Annotated in this window: 16 protein-coding genes; 13 read left to right on the plus strand and 3 right to left on the minus strand. The window is 54.4% G+C overall.

Annotated elements, in window-relative coordinates:
* The first annotated feature begins 1 nt into the window (after window position 1).
* The 12 genes from murC to QY332_06130 all read left to right on the plus strand — a co-directional run bounded on the left by murC (window position 2) and on the right by QY332_06130 (window position 13,944).
* On the plus strand, window positions 2-1,387 hold the full coding sequence (gene murC / locus QY332_06075) for a UDP-N-acetylmuramate--L-alanine ligase (GenBank protein WKZ37498.1): 1,386 nt from the start codon (window positions 2-4) through the stop codon (window positions 1,385-1,387).
* A 7-nt stretch (window positions 1,388-1,394) separates the two neighbouring features.
* Window positions 1,395-1,598, plus strand: a complete 204-nt coding sequence (locus QY332_06080) for a hypothetical protein (protein ID WKZ37499.1) — start codon at window positions 1,395-1,397, stop codon at window positions 1,596-1,598.
* Between the two features lie 11 nt (window positions 1,599-1,609).
* Window positions 1,610-2,527: a UDP-N-acetylmuramate dehydrogenase gene (gene murB / locus QY332_06085; protein ID WKZ37500.1), complete on the plus strand. Its 918-nt coding sequence runs from the start codon at window positions 1,610-1,612 to the stop codon at window positions 2,525-2,527.
* Window position 2,528: 1 nt separating this feature from the next.
* The gene (locus QY332_06090; protein ID WKZ37501.1) at window positions 2,529-3,644 is read left to right on the plus strand and encodes a D-alanine--D-alanine ligase family protein; all 1,116 of its coding nucleotides are present in this window, start codon (window positions 2,529-2,531) and stop codon (window positions 3,642-3,644) included.
* On the plus strand, window positions 3,641-4,651 hold the full coding sequence (locus QY332_06095) for an FtsQ-type POTRA domain-containing protein (protein ID WKZ37502.1): 1,011 nt from the start codon (window positions 3,641-3,643) through the stop codon (window positions 4,649-4,651). The genes QY332_06090 and QY332_06095 overlap by 4 nt, the downstream gene beginning before the upstream one ends.
* Before the next feature lies 1 nt (window position 4,652).
* Window positions 4,653-5,897 (plus strand): cell division protein FtsA, encoded by a 1,245-nt coding sequence (ftsA, locus tag QY332_06100; GenBank protein ID WKZ37503.1) that lies wholly within the window; start codon window positions 4,653-4,655, stop codon window positions 5,895-5,897.
* 207 nt (window positions 5,898-6,104) lie between these two features.
* Complete coding sequence (ftsZ, locus tag QY332_06105) at window positions 6,105-7,262, plus strand: cell division protein FtsZ (protein ID WKZ37504.1); 1,158 nt, start codon at window positions 6,105-6,107, stop codon at window positions 7,260-7,262.
* 64 nt (window positions 7,263-7,326) lie between these two features.
* Window positions 7,327-7,752: a hypothetical protein gene (locus QY332_06110; GenBank protein WKZ37505.1), complete on the plus strand. Its 426-nt coding sequence runs from the start codon at window positions 7,327-7,329 to the stop codon at window positions 7,750-7,752.
* Complete coding sequence (locus QY332_06115; protein WKZ37506.1) at window positions 7,749-7,940, plus strand: hypothetical protein; 192 nt, start codon at window positions 7,749-7,751, stop codon at window positions 7,938-7,940. The genes QY332_06110 and QY332_06115 overlap by 4 nt, the downstream gene beginning before the upstream one ends.
* An 86-nt stretch (window positions 7,941-8,026) precedes the next feature.
* A complete protein-coding gene (locus tag QY332_06120; GenBank protein WKZ37507.1) occupies window positions 8,027-11,617 on the plus strand; it encodes a GAF domain-containing protein in 3,591 nt (1,196 codons plus the stop codon).
* A 51-nt stretch (window positions 11,618-11,668) separates the two neighbouring features.
* Window positions 11,669-12,949: a crosslink repair DNA glycosylase YcaQ family protein gene (locus QY332_06125; GenBank protein WKZ37508.1), complete on the plus strand. Its 1,281-nt coding sequence runs from the start codon at window positions 11,669-11,671 to the stop codon at window positions 12,947-12,949.
* On the plus strand, window positions 12,946-13,944 hold the full coding sequence (locus QY332_06130; GenBank protein ID WKZ37509.1) for a P1 family peptidase: 999 nt from the start codon (window positions 12,946-12,948) through the stop codon (window positions 13,942-13,944). The genes QY332_06125 and QY332_06130 overlap by 4 nt, the downstream gene beginning before the upstream one ends.
* A gap of 112 nt (window positions 13,945-14,056) precedes the next feature.
* Here the strand turns inward: QY332_06130 and QY332_06135 are convergent, their stop codons facing one another.
* The 3 genes from QY332_06135 to QY332_06145 form a co-directional block, all read right to left on the minus strand.
* The gene (locus tag QY332_06135; GenBank protein ID WKZ37510.1) at window positions 14,057-14,389 is read right to left on the minus strand and encodes a DUF3597 family protein; all 333 of its coding nucleotides are present in this window, start codon (window positions 14,387-14,389) and stop codon (window positions 14,057-14,059) included.
* Between the two features lie 203 nt (window positions 14,390-14,592).
* Window positions 14,593-15,774: a class I SAM-dependent methyltransferase gene (locus QY332_06140; GenBank protein WKZ37511.1), complete on the minus strand. Its 1,182-nt coding sequence runs from the start codon at window positions 15,772-15,774 to the stop codon at window positions 14,593-14,595.
* Complete coding sequence (locus QY332_06145; GenBank protein ID WKZ37512.1) at window positions 15,771-16,217, minus strand: GNAT family N-acetyltransferase; 447 nt, start codon at window positions 16,215-16,217, stop codon at window positions 15,771-15,773. Before QY332_06145 ends, QY332_06140 begins: the two co-directional genes overlap by 4 nt.
* A 59-nt stretch (window positions 16,218-16,276) precedes the next feature.
* Here QY332_06145 and QY332_06150 point away from each other — a divergent pair, with 59 nt between their 5' ends.
* Entirely contained in the window at window positions 16,277-16,933 is a 657-nt protein-coding gene (locus QY332_06150; GenBank protein WKZ37513.1) for a hypothetical protein, read from the plus strand.
* Window positions 16,934-16,952: the final 19 nt, after the last annotated feature.

Raw genomic sequence — 16,952 nt, forward strand, 5'->3', positions numbered from 1 at the left:
TATGACACGTGTCCATTTCATCGGCATCGGAGGTTCAGGGCTTTCTGCCATCGCGCGTCTGCTTAAAGAGAGCGGGTACGAGGTGACGGGCTCCGATCAGGCGCTTTCGCCGTTTGCAACGGATTTGCAGAATGCCGGTGTCACCATCTATGTTGGACATCATCCACGCAACGTATCGGGAGCGGATTGGGTGGTACGTTCCTCCGCAATTGCGGAGGACAACCCCGAGGTCGAAGCCGCGATGCGCATGGGAGTCCCCGTTTACAAACGCGCGGATTTTCTCGGCCGCCTGATGTCTGAGAAAACCGGGATTGCCGTTGCCGGCACACATGGAAAGACCACCACCACCGCCATGATTGCATGGACGCTGTATGAAATGAAACGCGACCCTTCCTTTATCGTGGGCGGCACGCTCACCAACCTGAAGGTCAATGCCCATGCAGGGCAGGGTGAACTCTTTGTGATCGAAGCGGATGAATATGACCGCATGTTCCTTGGACTTAAGCCTCGCATCGAGGTGATCACCAACCTCGAACACGATCATCCGGATTGCTACCCGACGTTCAATGACATGTATTCTGCTTTTCGGAGTTTTGTGGATTTACTGCCTTCCGACGGTACGTTGATCGTCTCGGCGGAGGACGAAAGCGCCGTAACCCTGCTGGCCCATGCGCGCGGAAAGGGATTGAATGTTGTTTCGTACGGTGTGCAGGATGAGATGACCATCAACAGCCCGCAATGGGTGCAGGCGCGCGAACTCAAGACCAATGATCGCGGCGGATATGATTTTTCCGTGATGACGAATATGGACGTAACGGCTTCTTCATCGTTCAAGGTCTCTTTGCAGGTGCCGGGCAGGCACAATGTGCGCAATGCGCTTGCCGCGCTTTCGGTTATCCTGACCCTTGGTCTGTCATTACAGGCCGCAGCGGATGCGCTGGGTCAATTTACCGGCACAGGTCGCCGCTTTGAAATACGAGGCGAAAGGAACGGCGTACTCGTGATTGACGATTATGCCCATCATCCCACTGAGATCCGGGCAACATTATCGGGAGCAAAGTCCCGTTATCCAAGTCGCCGCATTTGGGCAGTCTGGCAGCCTCATACCTATTCGCGTACACAGGCCTTGTTTTATGAGTTTTCCCGCGCCTTTGACGATGCGGACGAAGTGCTGGTCACTGAAATTTATGCCTCGCGAGAGGCGAAGCAGGGCTTCTCTTCCGTGGAGGTGGTCGGCGCCATGCCTCATCCCTCGGCGCGGTATAGCGGCTCGCTGGATGAAACGAAGAAGCATCTGTTGAAAAAACTCCGTTCGGGTGACGTGGTGATCGTGCTTTCAGCAGGCGATGCGGACCGGATCAGCGCCGATCTTTTAGAGGAAATGTGAGGTAGCCATGTCTGACGAAAAAATACAAACGCTTCAAGACCTGACCGATGTGATCGCCCTGCCTCCGTTGAAGATGGTTCTCGCCCATAAAAAGGGCGAAGGCGGGAGCAAACCCTTCCCGTCCGCTGTGCCTGCGTCGGTAGCGCCCCGGGTGCATGTGGAAGTGCAGACCGTGAAGAAACTAATTGAGCATTTGGAGCAGAAAGCTTAAGCGAGATGATTATGACCAGCTCAACGTATTCCGTTGATATGCTACGCCGGCAGTTTGGCAGTGCTGTGCAGGAGAATGTGCCTCTTGCGCCGTATACCTCTGCGCGCATCGGCGGACCTGCGGATGTGCTGGCCACGGTCAAATCTGCGGCTGAGTTTGCCGACGTCATGCAATTTCTCTGGGAACACGAATTTCCATACTACGTACTTGGCGGGGGCTCGAATGTCCTGGTCAGCGATAAAGGCGTGCGCGGGGTGGTGGTCTTGAACAAGGCCAAGGAAGTGCGTTTTGAAACAGGCGACAGCCCAACGGTCTGGTGTGAGGCGGGGGTGATCTTTAGCAACCTTGCGAACCGCTGTGCCGCCATGGGCTTGTCCGGACTGGAATGGGCGGCAACAGTGCCCGGCACGGTTGGCGGTGCGGTTTATGGGAACGCCGGCGCGTTCGGGGGCGATATGTCCGGCAATTTGATCTGGGCTGAGATGTTAACGCGCAATGGGCGCGAGAAATTTTCCGTTGATCAAATGGGATATGGGTATCGTACGAGCGTGTTGAAATGCGGTGAAATCAAAGCAATCGTACTTGCGGTGTTGTTGGGATTAAAAAATGCAACGAAAGAGGAGGTCTCTGTTAGAATCAGGCAGTTCAGTGAACGCCGAAAAGCCGCGCAGCCGCCCGGTGCGAGCATGGGTTCCATGTTCAAAAACCCCGAGGGCGACCATGCGGGGCGATTGATCGAAGCCGCGGGATTGAAAGGCATGCGTATCGGCAACGCTGAAATCAGCACGCTGCACGGAAACTTTTTTATCAATCATGGCGAGACTCGCGCCAGTGATATCCGTGAGTTGATAGATTTAACTTGTAAAACAGTGAAACGAGAACTCGGCGTTGACCTTGAATTGGAAATTGAACTCGTAGGAGAATGGTAGTTTGAAGAAACTTCGCATTGCAGTTTTATTCGGAGGCCGTTCCGGCGAACATGAGGTGTCGCTCATGTCCGCACGTTCCGTGCTGTCTGCATTGGATGCGGAGCGATATGAAGTCATCCAGATCGGCATCACGCCGGATGGCAACTGGCTGACCGGCGCGCATGTCCTTGAAGCATTTGAAGGGAAGGATGTGTCAGGTTTGGACTCGGTCATCCCGCCCACGGAACCCGCACAGCATCAATCCCTATATGTTGTCCGCTCGACGAAGACGGGCAATAAACTTGAGACCCTTGCCGCAGTGGATGTTTTCTTCCCGGTCCTGCATGGTCCCTTTGGCGAGGATGGCACGATTCAAGGCGTGTTCGAACTGGCGGATGCGGCCTATGTGGGCGCGGGCGTGGCAGGTTCCTCGGTGGGCATGGACAAGGGCATCTTCAAGGATGTCATGCGCGCGAACGGCATCCCGATTGTGGATTCGATTCTTGTCCTGCGGAGTGAGGTCGAAACCGACATGAACGCTGTCATCGAAAAAGCGGAGAGGCTGGGCGCATATCCATTCTTTGCGAAACCTGCCAATCTGGGATCCTCGGTGGGAATCAGCAAATGCAATTCGCGCTCCGACCTCGCTGAGGGCTTGATGGAAGCCGCGCGGTACGACCGCCGTATCATTGTCGAACGCGGTGCGGGCGACGTGCGTGAAGTGGAAGTGAGCGTGCTTGGAAATGAATCCCCGCAGGCCTCTGTTTGCGGGGAGGTCGTGCCAAGCCGCGAGTTCTACTCTTATGAATCAAAATATATGGATGGCACATCGGGATTGGTCATCCCTTCACAATTGCCGCGAGAAGTCACAGACAGGGTCCGCGAGTATGCCGTTCGCGCATACACAGCCATTGACTGCGCAGGCATGGCGCGCGCAGATTTCTTCGTTGAGAACGGCACGCACAATATTTACTTGAATGAGTTGAACACCTTGCCCGGTTTTACATCCATCAGCATGTATCCGAAATTGTGGCAGGCAAGCGGCTTGACCTATCCCCAGCTTGTGGACCGTTTGATCGAACTTGCGCTGGAGCGCAAGGCGCAGCGTGACCACACCGAGCGTCGGAGGAGCACATGAGCAATAAACGCGAGTTTACCCGCGCCGAACTCGTCCGCCGCCGCCGCGCCGAACGCGCTGCAAAGGAACTGGAGCAGACCACGAAGCACGCTGTCAGGCCGGTTGTACCGGTTACCTCGCGCATGTTGACGCCCCCCGCCCCCATGCCCAGACATGAGGAAAAAAGCCGCCGTTTCAACGTTGCACTGAGTATGCCTGAAATGCATGCAGGTATATCGGGTATTGCAATATCCCGTATCCGCACAAATTGGAGGCTGGTCTCCATTGGAATTGCGCTTTTACTTGGCATTGCCGTTTATCTGGCGCTCACGCTTCCATACTTCTTTGTCCCTGCCGCCACGGTGCTGGGTAATGATCGTTTGAGCAAGGAGGAGATCAATGCCGTACTCGGTGTTAGCGGGCATTCCATCTTCACCATGAAGCCAGGTGAGGTGGAAACCCGTCTGCTGGTGAACTATCCGGAACTGCTATCAGCGAAAGTGGATGTCTATTTGCCGAACCATGTGTTTGTCAAGGTCGCCGAGCGTCAGCCTGTCATTCTATGGCAGCAGGGCGAGGGCTATACATGGGTTGATGGAACCGGCGTGGCATTTCGTCCGCGCGGATTAGAGGCAGGGCTTGTGCTCATCCAGGCGTTGGATGAGCCTCCTGCTGGTGTTGCACCTGTGGACGGCCAGTTTGGTCCGCCGCCATATGTGAAACAGGAACTGGTGGATGCGATCCTCGCTCTTGCTCCGCTCGTGCCGGATGGCTCAACGATGACGTTCGACTCCACCCAGGGCTTGGGCTGGGTGGACCCCCGCGGCTGGCAGGCGGTGTTTGGCACAAGCTCGCAGGATATGCCTTTGAAGGTGCGCGTATATCAATCCCTGGTCGATTCACTGATGACACGCCGCATTATTCCTGAATTTATCAGTGTCGTCTACCCGGATGCGCCTTTTTACCGTATGGCTGAAACAGGTTTTGAAGAAGAATTTGATGAACTCTCAGTGAGCAGTGGACAATAAGATGGAAGAGATTGTAGTTGGCCTTGACGTAGGCACGACCAAGGTTTGCACCCTCGTTGCGCGCATGGAGGATGCAGAGACCATTCGCATCCTTGGTGTGGGTATCGAACCTTCGGAAGGCATCCGCAAGGGCATTATCGTGGACCTTGCCGCCGCATCACAGGCCATCAAGCGCTCGGTGGAAAAGGCCGAGCGGACCTCCGGTTTGGAAATTACCACCGCGCTGGTCAGCCTTGCAGGTGCGCATGTTTCATCGGTCAACAGCCGTGGTGCAACGGGCATCCCCGGCGGGATCATTGATGCAATGGATATTATCCATGCCCTTGATCAGGCGCAGGCAGTTGCCATCCCGCATGACCGCGAGGTCGTGCATATTATCCAGCGCGGCATCACCGTGGATGGGCAGGAAGGCGTACGGACCCCCGTCGGCATGCATGGGTACAAACTCGAAGTGGAAACGCACATTATCACCGCCGCCGCCGCTACCGTGGATAACCTGCGTCAATGTGTGGGTACGGCAGGTGTGGATATTCAGCAGTTCGTTCTAAACCCGCTTGCCTCTGCGGAAGTGGTGCTGACCGAACAGGAACGTCAGATGGGTGTTGCAGTCTGTGACATCGGCGGCGGGACAACCGACCTGGCGATTTATGTGGACGGCGATGTCTGGCATACGATGGTGCTTGCCGTCGGCGGGAATCACATCACGCAGGATATTGCCCATGGCTTGCGTCTGGCTCTCTCCCAGGCGGAGGAAGTGAAGAAGCAGCAGGGCTATGCCATTCGATCCGAAGTTGGAAGCGAGGAATATTTCTCCATCCGTCCCTTCGGCGAAGACCGGGATGTCAAGATCAACCGCCAGGATCTGGCACATATCATCGAAGCCCGCATCGAAGAGACCTTTGGATTGATCCTGCAGGAAATAAAACGCTCCGGCTATGATGGCCTGCTTCCGGCAGGCATGGTGTTGACGGGTGGAACATCCGCCCTGCCCGGCATCAAACATGTTGCCAGCCAGGTGCTGGGAATTCCTGTGCGCACCGCGCAACCGCAGAACCTGACAGGTCTTGTTGATAAACTGGATTCGCCTGCATATTCCACAAGTGTGGGGTTGCTGCGCTGGGCGACCACCATGCGTGAGCACGATATTGTAGTTTCAAGAGGTAATAAAAACCGCCGCAAATTACGAGGAGAAAAGAACATGAATTTTGACGCAATAAAAAACTGGATAAAACGGTTGCTGCCCTAGTTGAATCATCCTCTCGACAGAGGATGTGAACGGAGTGAGGAGTGTGTTTCGATGGGTGTAATAAAAAGGCGATTTATCACGAAATGCAATGCGTATAGATCACTTTACACTCCACTTAACACCATTTACAAATTGTATACTTTTTGCCACTATTGAAATCCCGTATTCTCGCTTAAGATATGGCATATTCCTTGCCAGGAGGAACAAATGGACTCGAACAAAAGAAACTTGCAGACCGAAACCTTCGCCCGCATAAAGGTGATTGGGGTTGGCGGAGCCGGACAGAATGCTGTCAACCGCATGATGGAGGAAGGCATTCAGGGTGTTGAATTCATCGCCGCCAATTCAGATGCGCAGGCGCTGACACTTTCACGCGCGCCCGTCCGTGTGCGCCTTGGTGACAAGATCACCCGCGGACTCGGTGCGGGTGGCGATCCTGACATCGGCCGCAAAGCTGCGGAAGAATCATCTGACGAATTGTATAACGTGCTTAAAGGCGCGGACATGGTCTTCGTTACTGCGGGCATGGGTGGCGGCACCGGCACCGGCGCGGCTCCCGTTGTGGCCCAGGTCGCCAAGGAGTGCGGTGCGCTTACCATCGGCGTGGTCACACGTCCCTTTACGTTTGAAGGAGGGAAACGCGCGCAATCCGCTGAAACCGGTGTCGGCAAAATGAAGGAACATGCCCACACCCTTATCTCAATTCCGAACGATCGTTTGCTCCAACTGGCTGATAAAAAATCATCGTTGCAGGACGCCTTCCGCATGGCGGATGAAGTCCTGCATCAGGGTATTCAGGGCATCTCCGAGTTGATTACTATTCCCGGGTTGATCAATCTCGATTTTGCAGATGTCCGTACCATCATGTCCGAAGGCGGTGCGGCGCTCATGGCGGTGGGCCGCGGTGCCGGCGAAGATCGTGCAAAGACAGCCGCAGAACAGGCCATCTCCAGCCAACTGCTTGACATTACCATTGACGGCGCGCGTGGCGTGCTCTTCAATGTTACCGGGGGCTCCAACATGACCCTCTTTGAGGTCAACCAGGCCGCCGCGATCATCCGCGAAACGGCACATCCGGATGTCAACATGATCTTCGGCGCAGTCATTGATCCTGAGATGGGCGATGAGATTCGCGTCACCGTCATTGCAACTGGATTCGAACGGAGCGGAGTCCCGCGCCGCGCCCTCGAACGCCTCCCGCGGACCGAGAAACCTGCCTCCGCTTCCAATACGCTTTTCACACGTCCCAGCGAATCCGTCAGTGTTGATGCGGAGACCCGCTCTTCAACAGATGCAAAATCCGCGCCATCCAGCATTAACGCGGACGATCTCGATGTGCCAACGTTTTTGAGAAACAGGCGATAATCAACAAAGACCCTAAAGGCTCCAAATCCTTTGGGGTCTTTTGATTCATGCTAAAATAGAGTCAATGAAAGCCAAACTTCCACAACCTGAACACTACTCCTATCTCCAGCACCGCAAACAGCGCAATGTGCAAATCATTTTGCCTGTGATTCTGAGTGCGTTGTTGTTCATTGGCATGATCGTGCTGATTAGCCTTGCCACCTTCAAACAAAATGGCGACGTCGGCCGCTGGGCGGCGATCTCCACGATCTGGATCATCATCCCGGCCCTGATCGCAGGGCTGATATTTCTTGCCGTTCTCGCCGGTCTGGTGTACCTGATGGCGCGCGCGTTGGGCGCGCTGCCGCACTATACTAACATCGCGCAGGCGTATGTGTACAAGGCGCGTGGATACATCGTCCGCGGGGCGGATCTGTCCGTGAAACCGATCCTCGTTCTGAACGGCTGGCTTGAAACCATAAAGGCATTCTTTGGAAGGATAACACCATGAACAAAAGCAGAGTCATATTCAGCGGTGTCTTGATCGGGGCATTCACCGGTCTGATCGCCGCCTTGCTCCTTGCGCGCCGCGCCGAACGGAACGAGCGTGAAACCGCCATTACCACCGGGGAGGGGTTGAAACTCGGCGTGCTGGTCTTCGGTCTGTTGCGGGCGATCGCTTCTTTGAATGACGATTAACCGATGATGTTGAAAAGACCGATGATCTGAATGGATTGTCGGTCTTTTTGTCTTTATGATGGACGGAGGAGGAAGAGGAGAATTTGATGTCAGAGGGATTGCCCGCCCAGAGGGACGATGCATTTCTTGATGTTTTCAGGAACCATGCTGCGGTCATGCTTCTGATCGAAGCAGGCACAGGGGGGATTCTGGATGCCAATGCGGCGGCCGAGAAATTCTATGGATATTCCCTTGAACAATTCAAGCGAATGAATATTGGGGAGATCAATGTCCCGTTGCCCGGGCAGGCAGCGGCGGGGTGGGGAAGCGACAGGTCCGTCCTTATCCATAAACTTGCCGACGGCAGAGTCCGAACAGTTGAAGCACATATCTCCCCCGTTGCCTTGAATGGAAAATCCGCGCTTTTCTGTATTATTCATGAAATAAATGAGCAAATACAGATGCATGAGACCTTGTCCAGGGACGAGTCGAGGCTTCGCGCGCTTGCAGACTATGTTACAGTCGTCGTCTATCAATGCCGTACCGACAAGAAATTTACGTTCACGTATCTTAACGATGCCGTTCTTCAATTGACGGGCTATCCATCAAAGGCGTTTCTGGAGCAGACCCTTAGTTTTTTGGACCTTTATCATCCGGATGATATTTCCGTCGCCAGTGCGCCCTTTACAGGGGATTTCCATATTACCTACCGCATCCGCCATAAATCAGGGGAATGGCGCTGGGTGGATGAATGGGGGACAGGTGTTGTCAATGAGCATGGTGAGACCGAATATATCGAAGGTATTATGCTTGACGTCACCGAGCAGAAACTGGGGGAACATGCCCTGCGTGAATCCGAAGACCGCTACCGTTCGCTGTTCGACCAGATGATGGACGGCATCTATCGCAGTACACACGAAGGCAGATTTGTGGATGTAAACCCTGCCATGGTGAGGTTGTTTGGCTATTCCTCGAAGGAGGAAATGCTGAAGATTGACATTAAGAATGAACTTTATTTTTCGCCGGAGGAACGGGGCAGTCATATTCTGGATACAGGCCAGGAGGAGGTGGAAATTTACCGCATGCGCCGCAAGGACGGTTCAGAGATCTGGGTGGAGGATCACGGATTTTATGTGCATGATGACCAGGGAAACATCATCTACCATGAAGGCATGTTGCGCGATGTGACCGAAAGGATCAAGGTGGAGGAGGCGCTCCGTGAAAGCGAAGCCTTTCTAAAGGAATCCCAGATCATTGCCGGCTTGGGCAGTTATGTGCTGGATATATCCTCCGGTGTTTGGAAGGGTTCGGACGTCCTCGACGGGATCTTTGGAATAGACGAAACCTACGACCATTCGGTGGAAGGCTGGGTGGCGCTGATCCATCCCGATCAGCGGGAGGAAATGGTTCATTACTTTGTTGATGAAGTTGTTGGCAGGCGCAATCGTTTTGACAAGGAATATAAAATCATTCGTTATAACGACAAGACCGAACGCTGGGTGCATGGCATGGGTGAATTGCAGATGGATGCCCGGGGGCATCCTTTGAAGATGAAGGGCAGCATACAGGATGTCACTGAACACAGGCAGACCGAGGATGCCCTTCGCCAGCGCCTGCTGGAGTTGGAGGCCCTGCACAACATATCTGCCTCCCTGCGAACCGTTCAATCTTTTAAAGAAGCCATGTCCATTCTGTTGGATCAAACCCTGGCTGCCTTTGGCACAGAAACGGGTTCCATCCTGCTCTACGATGCGGAGCAGGATGAATTAAGGGATATTTCTCCGCGGGGCTGGTTCAAGGATATTCAGGGTGTTCCCATTAAACCTGGCGAAGGTGTCGCCGGGACGGTCTTCGCCAGCGGAGTGCCCTATCTTTCCGGCGAGTTTTTGCAGGATGCCTTGCCGCGCCGCTCCACCCGCAATAGAATCCCTCCGGGTTGGGGCGGGGCGTGCCTTCCCATTCGTGCTGATGTTGAGATTGTGGGCGTGCTGTTTGTTTCCGTCCAGTTGCCGCGCCGGATCACTGCAGAGCAAATGAAACTCCTCACCTCGCTTGTGGGAATAGCGGGAGCCACATTGCACCGCATCCGCCTATACGATGAAACGGCGCGCCGCGCCCGTGAATTTGCCTCGCTATATGAAACGAGCAAGGCGGTCTCTGCGGAATATGACCTGAACTCCATGTTGCAGGTCATTGTGAACGATGCCAAAAAACTGTTTAATGCCGCGTCCAGCGGAATTTATCTGCTCCTTCCATCCGGCAGCGGACTGGAACTGGCGGTGGATACAGAGCCTTACATCAACATCGGGTCTCGCATGGAGATGGGAGAAGGGGCGGCAGGACAGGTGGCGCAAACCCGCAAGTCATTGCGAATCGATGATTATTCAAAGTGGGAGGGACGCTCCCCCCAATACGAAGGGATTCCCCTCCGCGCGACCCTTGGGGTTCCGATGCTCTATGGTGGCGAATTGATCGGCGTCCTCACTGTGGATGAGATCGGCGAGTCTGAACGCAGATTTACCGAAGCGGATGAACGCCTGCTCTCGCTATTCGCTTCACAAGCCGCAGGAGCCATCCATTCTGCGCGGTTGCATGAAGATGCCATTCATCGTCTTCAGCATTTGCAAACCCTGCGCACGGTGGACAAGGCCATCGCATCCAGCCTGGACCGGCAGATCACACTCAACATTCTGCTTGACCATGTTATTGCCCAATTGGACGTGGATGCCGCCGACGTGCTCCTGCTCCACCCGCAGGAACAAACCCTGCAGTATTCTGCGGGGCGCGGATTCCATACACGGATGATCGAAGGCGCAGATGTCCATTTGTATGACGGCTTTGCCGGACGTAGTGTCATGGAGCGCCGCATCATTCAAGTCTTCGATCATCAACAGGTGGCCGGGAATCCGCCGTTCCAGCGCCTGTGGTCTGAAGAGGAATTTTCCGTCTATATCTGTGTGCCTCTCATTGCGAAGGGCGAGGTAAAAGGCGTGTTGGAGGTGTATCGCCGTTCGCAATTCACACCCACCGAGGAATGGGTTGAATTTTTGGAGACACTTGCGGGGCAGGCCGCCATCACACTTGACAATGCCCAAATGTTCGAAGATATCCAGCGCGTCAACATGGAACTTGCCATCGCCTACGAAGCGACGATTGAAGGCTGGTCGCGCGCATTGGACTTGCGCGACAAGGAAACCGAGGGCCACACGCGGCGCGTCACGGAGCTCACCATGTCTCTTGCAAAAGCCGTGGGCATACCAGACAGCGAAATTCAACACATCCGCCGCGGGGCGCTCCTGCATGACATCGGAAAAATGGGCATCTCTGACAGTATCCTGCTAAAGAAAGGCAAACTAACCCAAAAGGAATGGAAGGAAATGCGCAGGCATCCCGCCCTTGCTTTTCAAATGCTTCAGCCGATCAGCTATTTACACCCTGCCCTGGATATTCCCTATTGCCATCACGAAAAATGGGACGGCACGGGATATCCGCGCGGACTCAAAGGAGGGCAAATCCCGCTGGCCGCACGCGTCTTTGCCGTGGCGGATGTTTGGGATGCCCTTACCAGTCCGCGTCCCTACCGCAGAGCTTGGACAAAAAGGAAGGCGCTCGCTTATATTAAACGGCAAAGCGGTCAACACTTTGATCCGCAAATAGTGGAAACCTTCCTGAGGCTTATAAGCCAATCCAGTGCTTGACAAGCTGGAACATAAGTTCTAAAATCGTCCCCATTCCAACCAATAGCATTAATGAAATTCACGGACCAATTGCCGCTTATGGATTCCATTTCCAAACAAACCTATCGCCGTTTTCTGCTCGCTTCACAGGGACTTTGGCCTGGTCGCCGTTTCTCAGGCTTGAGCGGCACCGAAGCTGCTTTGTGCCAGATGGAAGCGCTGCAGCTCGACCCGCTGGTCATGGTCGCCCGCAGTCAGGATATCGCCATGTACGGGCGTGTCCTCGATTACAAACCAGACCTGCTCTACAAAATGGCGTACGAAAAGCGCAAAGCCTTCGACTACGGCGGCTGGCTGATGATGTACCCCATGCACGAATTTCCCTACTGGCGGTTGCACATGAAACACCGCAAGGAAAGGGGCTTGCGCTGGGAACACTTTGCACATCCGCCAAAGGAGGTCGTCAAATTTGTGCTGAACGAACTGCGTGGGAAAGGCCCGCTGAGCAGCCGCGATATCGAAGGCGATGCCATCAAGGTCTGGAGCTATCGCGGGCGCAAGGAAACCTCGGTTACCTTGTTCTATCTCTGGCTGGTCGGCGAAGTGATGATCACCAATCGCAAAGGCTTCGACCGTATCTATGACCTGCGCGAGCGCGTTTTACCATCTGAATATGATTATTCAGTAACCGAAAAAGAAACCATCGAATTTATGAGCAGGAAGATAATTTCCTTTTTAGGGATGATTGGTGAAAACCGCCTGGGAACGGAACTTTCCTACTACATTCATAAGGACGTGTCGCGTGAAGATGCAAAACAATTAATTCATCAATTCATTGAGCAGGGCATTGTCTCCTGCGTGCGGGTGGAAGGCTTCAAGGAAAACTTCCTCATCCGAAGCAGCGACCAAGCCCACCTGTCCGCATTGGAGGCGGGGCGCATCCCCAAAATTTGGAAGCCGAAAGGTCCCACCACGGAAGAGGAAGTCACACTGCTGGCTCCGCTGGAAATCGTCAGTGCACGCGGGCGGGCGAAGAAGGTGTTTGATTTTGAATATGTATGGGAGGTGTACAAGCCCGTGCACCAGCGCAAGTGGGGCTATTACACGCTGCCGATCCTGTACGGCGATGACCTTGTGGCGCGGCTGGATCCCAAACTGGACCGCACGACGAACACGCTTCACATCCTTGGCTTTTGGCTGGAGGACGATACACCCAAGGATGGCGCCTTCGCCGACGCGCTGGCCAGCGGACTGGAACGATTTGCCGGCATGATCGGTGCGCAGAAGATCGATCTGAGCGGAATCAGGCAGGTTAAGTTACGTTCCCATTTGAAGAGGAAATTGAAACCATGAAACCAGGAAAATCCATTACCGATGTGCGCGGCATTGAAGTTGGACATGCGCAGAATGAAGAAGCATTGACCGGCTGCACGGTTATCCTTTGCCGTAAAGGTGCAGTCGCTGGCGTGGATGTGCGCGGCGGTGCGCCCGGTACGCGTGAGACCGATCTTTTGAATCCCGTTAATCTCGTTGAGAAAGTCCATGCCATCGTTTTGGCCGGCGGCTCCGCATTTGGTTTGGATGCAGCCAGCGGTGTCATGCGTTATCTCGAAGAAAGAAAGATCGGTTTCAACACCGGTGTTGCGAAAGTCCCGATTGTCCCTTCCGCGATTTTGTATGACTTGAATCTCGGTCGCGCGGACGTTCGGCCTGATTCTGCGATGGGGGCAGTAGCCGCCGCCTCGGCAGCATCCGACCCGCCTGCGGAGGGAAATGTCGGTGCAGGCACAGGCGCATCCGTTGGCAAGATGTTCGGCACTTCGCTGGCGATGAAGTCCGGGCTGGGAACCGCAAGCATGGACATTGGCGGAGGCGTGATCGTCGGTGCCATCGTCGTGGTCAATGCATGGGGAGATGTGGTTGATCCAAATACTAATGGGATCATCGCCGGTCTTCGCTCCGGGAAAGTCGGTCCGCTGTCGATCGGTAAAAAGGATTCGTTTGCGGATACGCTTGTAATGATGAAAACTCCGATCGGGCGCGGAGTTCTCGGTCTGGCAAGTCGCGGCAACACGGTGATCGGAGCCGTGGCGACAAACGCAAAGTTGACCAAAGCCCAGGCAACGAAGGTTGCACAGATGGCTCAGGATGGTATTGCACGCACCATCCGGCCGGCGCACACCCTGCTGGATGGTGACGTGACCTTTGCATTATCCACCGGCACGAAAAAAGCGGATGTCTCCATCATTGGCGCATTCGCGGCGGAAGTGATGGCCGAGGCGATCCTGCGCGCGGTAAAAATGGCAAAAGCGGCTGGAGGATTGCCGGGCTTGAATAAAATGCAATAGAACCCTTATTTGCGGGACTACTACTTTGATTGAACTTAAAACGATGTCCGCCCTGAGAACCAAAATTCGCAGGGCGGAAACTTTATTTTGAAGGATGGAAAATCCCGGGTTTTCAATCCAGAAGAGAAGCGGGAATCTTCCCGCCATTTGCAGCGATTTTCTTGAAGAGGGCCTTTCGGAGCGCCTCGTTCTTCTTCGCGCTTCCGCTCTCAAAGCTGGGGTCAACTCCCAGCTCTGTTGCAAGCGCGTCACGGTTGTCTCTGCTGCTGTTCGCGCCGATAAGTTTCAAAAAATCGACCACGGACGTTTTCCATTCAAGTCCTTTGCCCTTGGCCAGTTTATCAAGTTCGACGGTGAGGTCTACATCTGACAAGGCATTCGCTCCGGGAACCAGATTTTTGACCTTTCCAAGAATTTTAGCAAAGATTTCAGTAAATATGCTCATGGTACTCTCCTTTTGGGTGTTTTGTGCATCGTAATCATCATACGATTAACACATCCCGGCCGCATCCATCGACCAGGGTGTGTTGATCTCCCCCACTTGGGGGAGATCGTCAGGATCAGTGAGCGGGTTGATTCGATGGAATTTATGGTGTCAGAAGGGGAGAGTCCTTCGGATATTTTCGTGATGGAGATCCTCATCGCGCATCACCCCTTTACACAAATCAAGCCCTTCAAATACATCCCTTCAGGGAAGTGCAAACTGACGGGATGATCGTTGCCCTGTGACATGTGCTCGATGATCGTTGCTTCCGTACCTGCATCCAATGCAGCGGAGGCAACGATCTTTTGGAAGAGGGCTGCGTCCACGCCGCCGGAGCAGGAGAAGGTGACAAGGATCCCACCTGACCGAAGTAACTTGAACGCCAGCAGGTTGATGTCCTTGTAGGCGCGGGCGGCTTTTTCCGCATGGGCGGCGGTCGGCGCGAACTTGGGCGGGTCGAGGATGATCATGTCGAAGGAGCGCGCTTCATCGCGGAATTTTCTCAACAGTTGGAAGACGTCACCTTCGATGGCAATGTGACGGTCCGCGGGGAGGTGGTTGACGGTGATATTATCTTCGAGCAAGCCGAGCACTTCGGCGGATGAATCAACCGATAAAACGGACTTCGCGCCGTTGGCTAGGGCATGAATTGAAAATCCGCCCGTGTAGCAAAAGCAATTTAGCACATCGCGGTCTTTGGCGAATTCGCCGGCGCGGCGGCGGTTCTCGCGCTGGTCGAGGTAGAAGCCGGTCTTGTGTCCGTGCTGGATGTCCACTTTGAAGGTTAGGCTGTGTTCGTGGATCGTAATTTGAGAATCGGGGACTGTGCCGCGAAGTATTCCATTGATTGGTTTCAAGCCTTCGAGTTCTCGCACATCGGCGTCGGAGCGTTCGTAGATGGTCCGGATGCCTGTCTCTTCGACAAGAATATCCGCGATGGTGTCCTTCCAGAATTCCGCGCCAGCCGTGGAGGATTGCAGGACGATGACATTATCATAGCGGTCAACGATCAGACCGGCGATGCCGTCCGATTCGGAGTGGATGAGTCGATACGCATCACCCTGGCCTTCGACCTGTAACCTGCGACGTAATTCGATCCCCGTTTTGATTTTTTTACGAAAAAATTCCTTGTCCACGGGTTCGTCCGCAAACGTCCACACTCGCGCGCGGATTTGCGAAATAGGGGAGTAGGATGCCCGCGCAAGAAAATGTCCCTCGGACGAGAGCAGGTCAACGGTGGAGCCGGAGGCGATTGGCTCGTCAAATGATTGGAGTGCGCTGGCGAACGTCCAGGGGTGGCGTCTCAGCAGGCTTTTCTCACGTCCGGGTTTAAGGGTCAGCTTCATGATTCGTTGGGGAAGGAACGCAAACGCTGCATCCATTTTTCGGGATCGGGGATGAGTTCGAAATCGAATTTTTGATATAACCCCTGCGCGTCGTCGGTGACGAGCAGCCAGCGGCGGACGTGTTTGAGGTCGGGATGATCGAGGATGGTTTCGAGCGCCCACTTGCCAAGACCGTGTGCACGGTAATCCTCATGGATGAAAAAATCGCAAAGATAGGCAAAGACGCTGTGATCGGTGACAATGCGTGCCACACCGATCTGCCTTTGACCTTCGTAGATGCCAAAGGCGAGCGAATGCACGAATGCGATCTCCGTGCTCTCGCGCGGACGCGTCTTCGCCCAATAGGCGCGTGAGAGAAAATTGTGGATGGCGTCCATGTCCAAGCGGGCGGGGTCGTTGCTGATGAGGAATGGATCGCGTCGGTTTTCGATGATCTGCGGCATGAGGCGAGTGTATCACAGCATACTTGTACATGGTATCATCGGCGGGTCAAAGGAGTTGTATGTTGAAACCAATTCGCTGGAATACATTTGTGCGGGATTTCATCCGCATTCAGTTCGGGTTTATCTTGTTTGGTCTGGCGATCACGCTCATGATTCGCGGGAATATCGGTACGAGCGCGTGGGCGGTCTTGGAGGTGGCGCTGGCGTATAAAATCGGTGTTTCGGTTGGGACGATGACAGTCATCATGGGCTTTCTGGTGTTGACCAGTGCCGTGCTGATGCGCGAAAAAATGGGATGGGGCACGCTGGCGAATATCCTGTCCATAGGACCGTGGGTGGATCTATGGCTTTCGCTTATTCCTTCGGTAACGGAGAACCTGCCTTTGCAGGTCGGTATGCTGCTGTTTGCCATCTTTTTAATGGGGCTTGGAAGCGCGATCTATATTGGTGTGGATGCGGGTGCGGGTCCGCGCGATAGTTTGATGCTGGCGATCAAGCGCACAACAGGGATCAGCATCCGTGCGGCGCGGGCCATGATCGAAGTAACAGTGGTGACCATTGGCTGGCTGTTGGGAGGTCCCCTGGGGATCGGCACGCTGGTCTATGCCCTGCTGGTGGGCGTTTCTGTGCAATGGGGATTCAAGATCTTCAAAGTCCAGCCGCACAAAACGACGGAGGAGGAAGTGATCGCAGCAGTTGAGGGCGGAGTGGAATAAAATTGAACCAGGAGAAACC

The sequence above is a fragment of the Anaerolineales bacterium genome (assembly GCA_030583885.1).
GTDB lineage: Bacteria > Chloroflexota > Anaerolineae > Anaerolineales > Villigracilaceae > Villigracilis.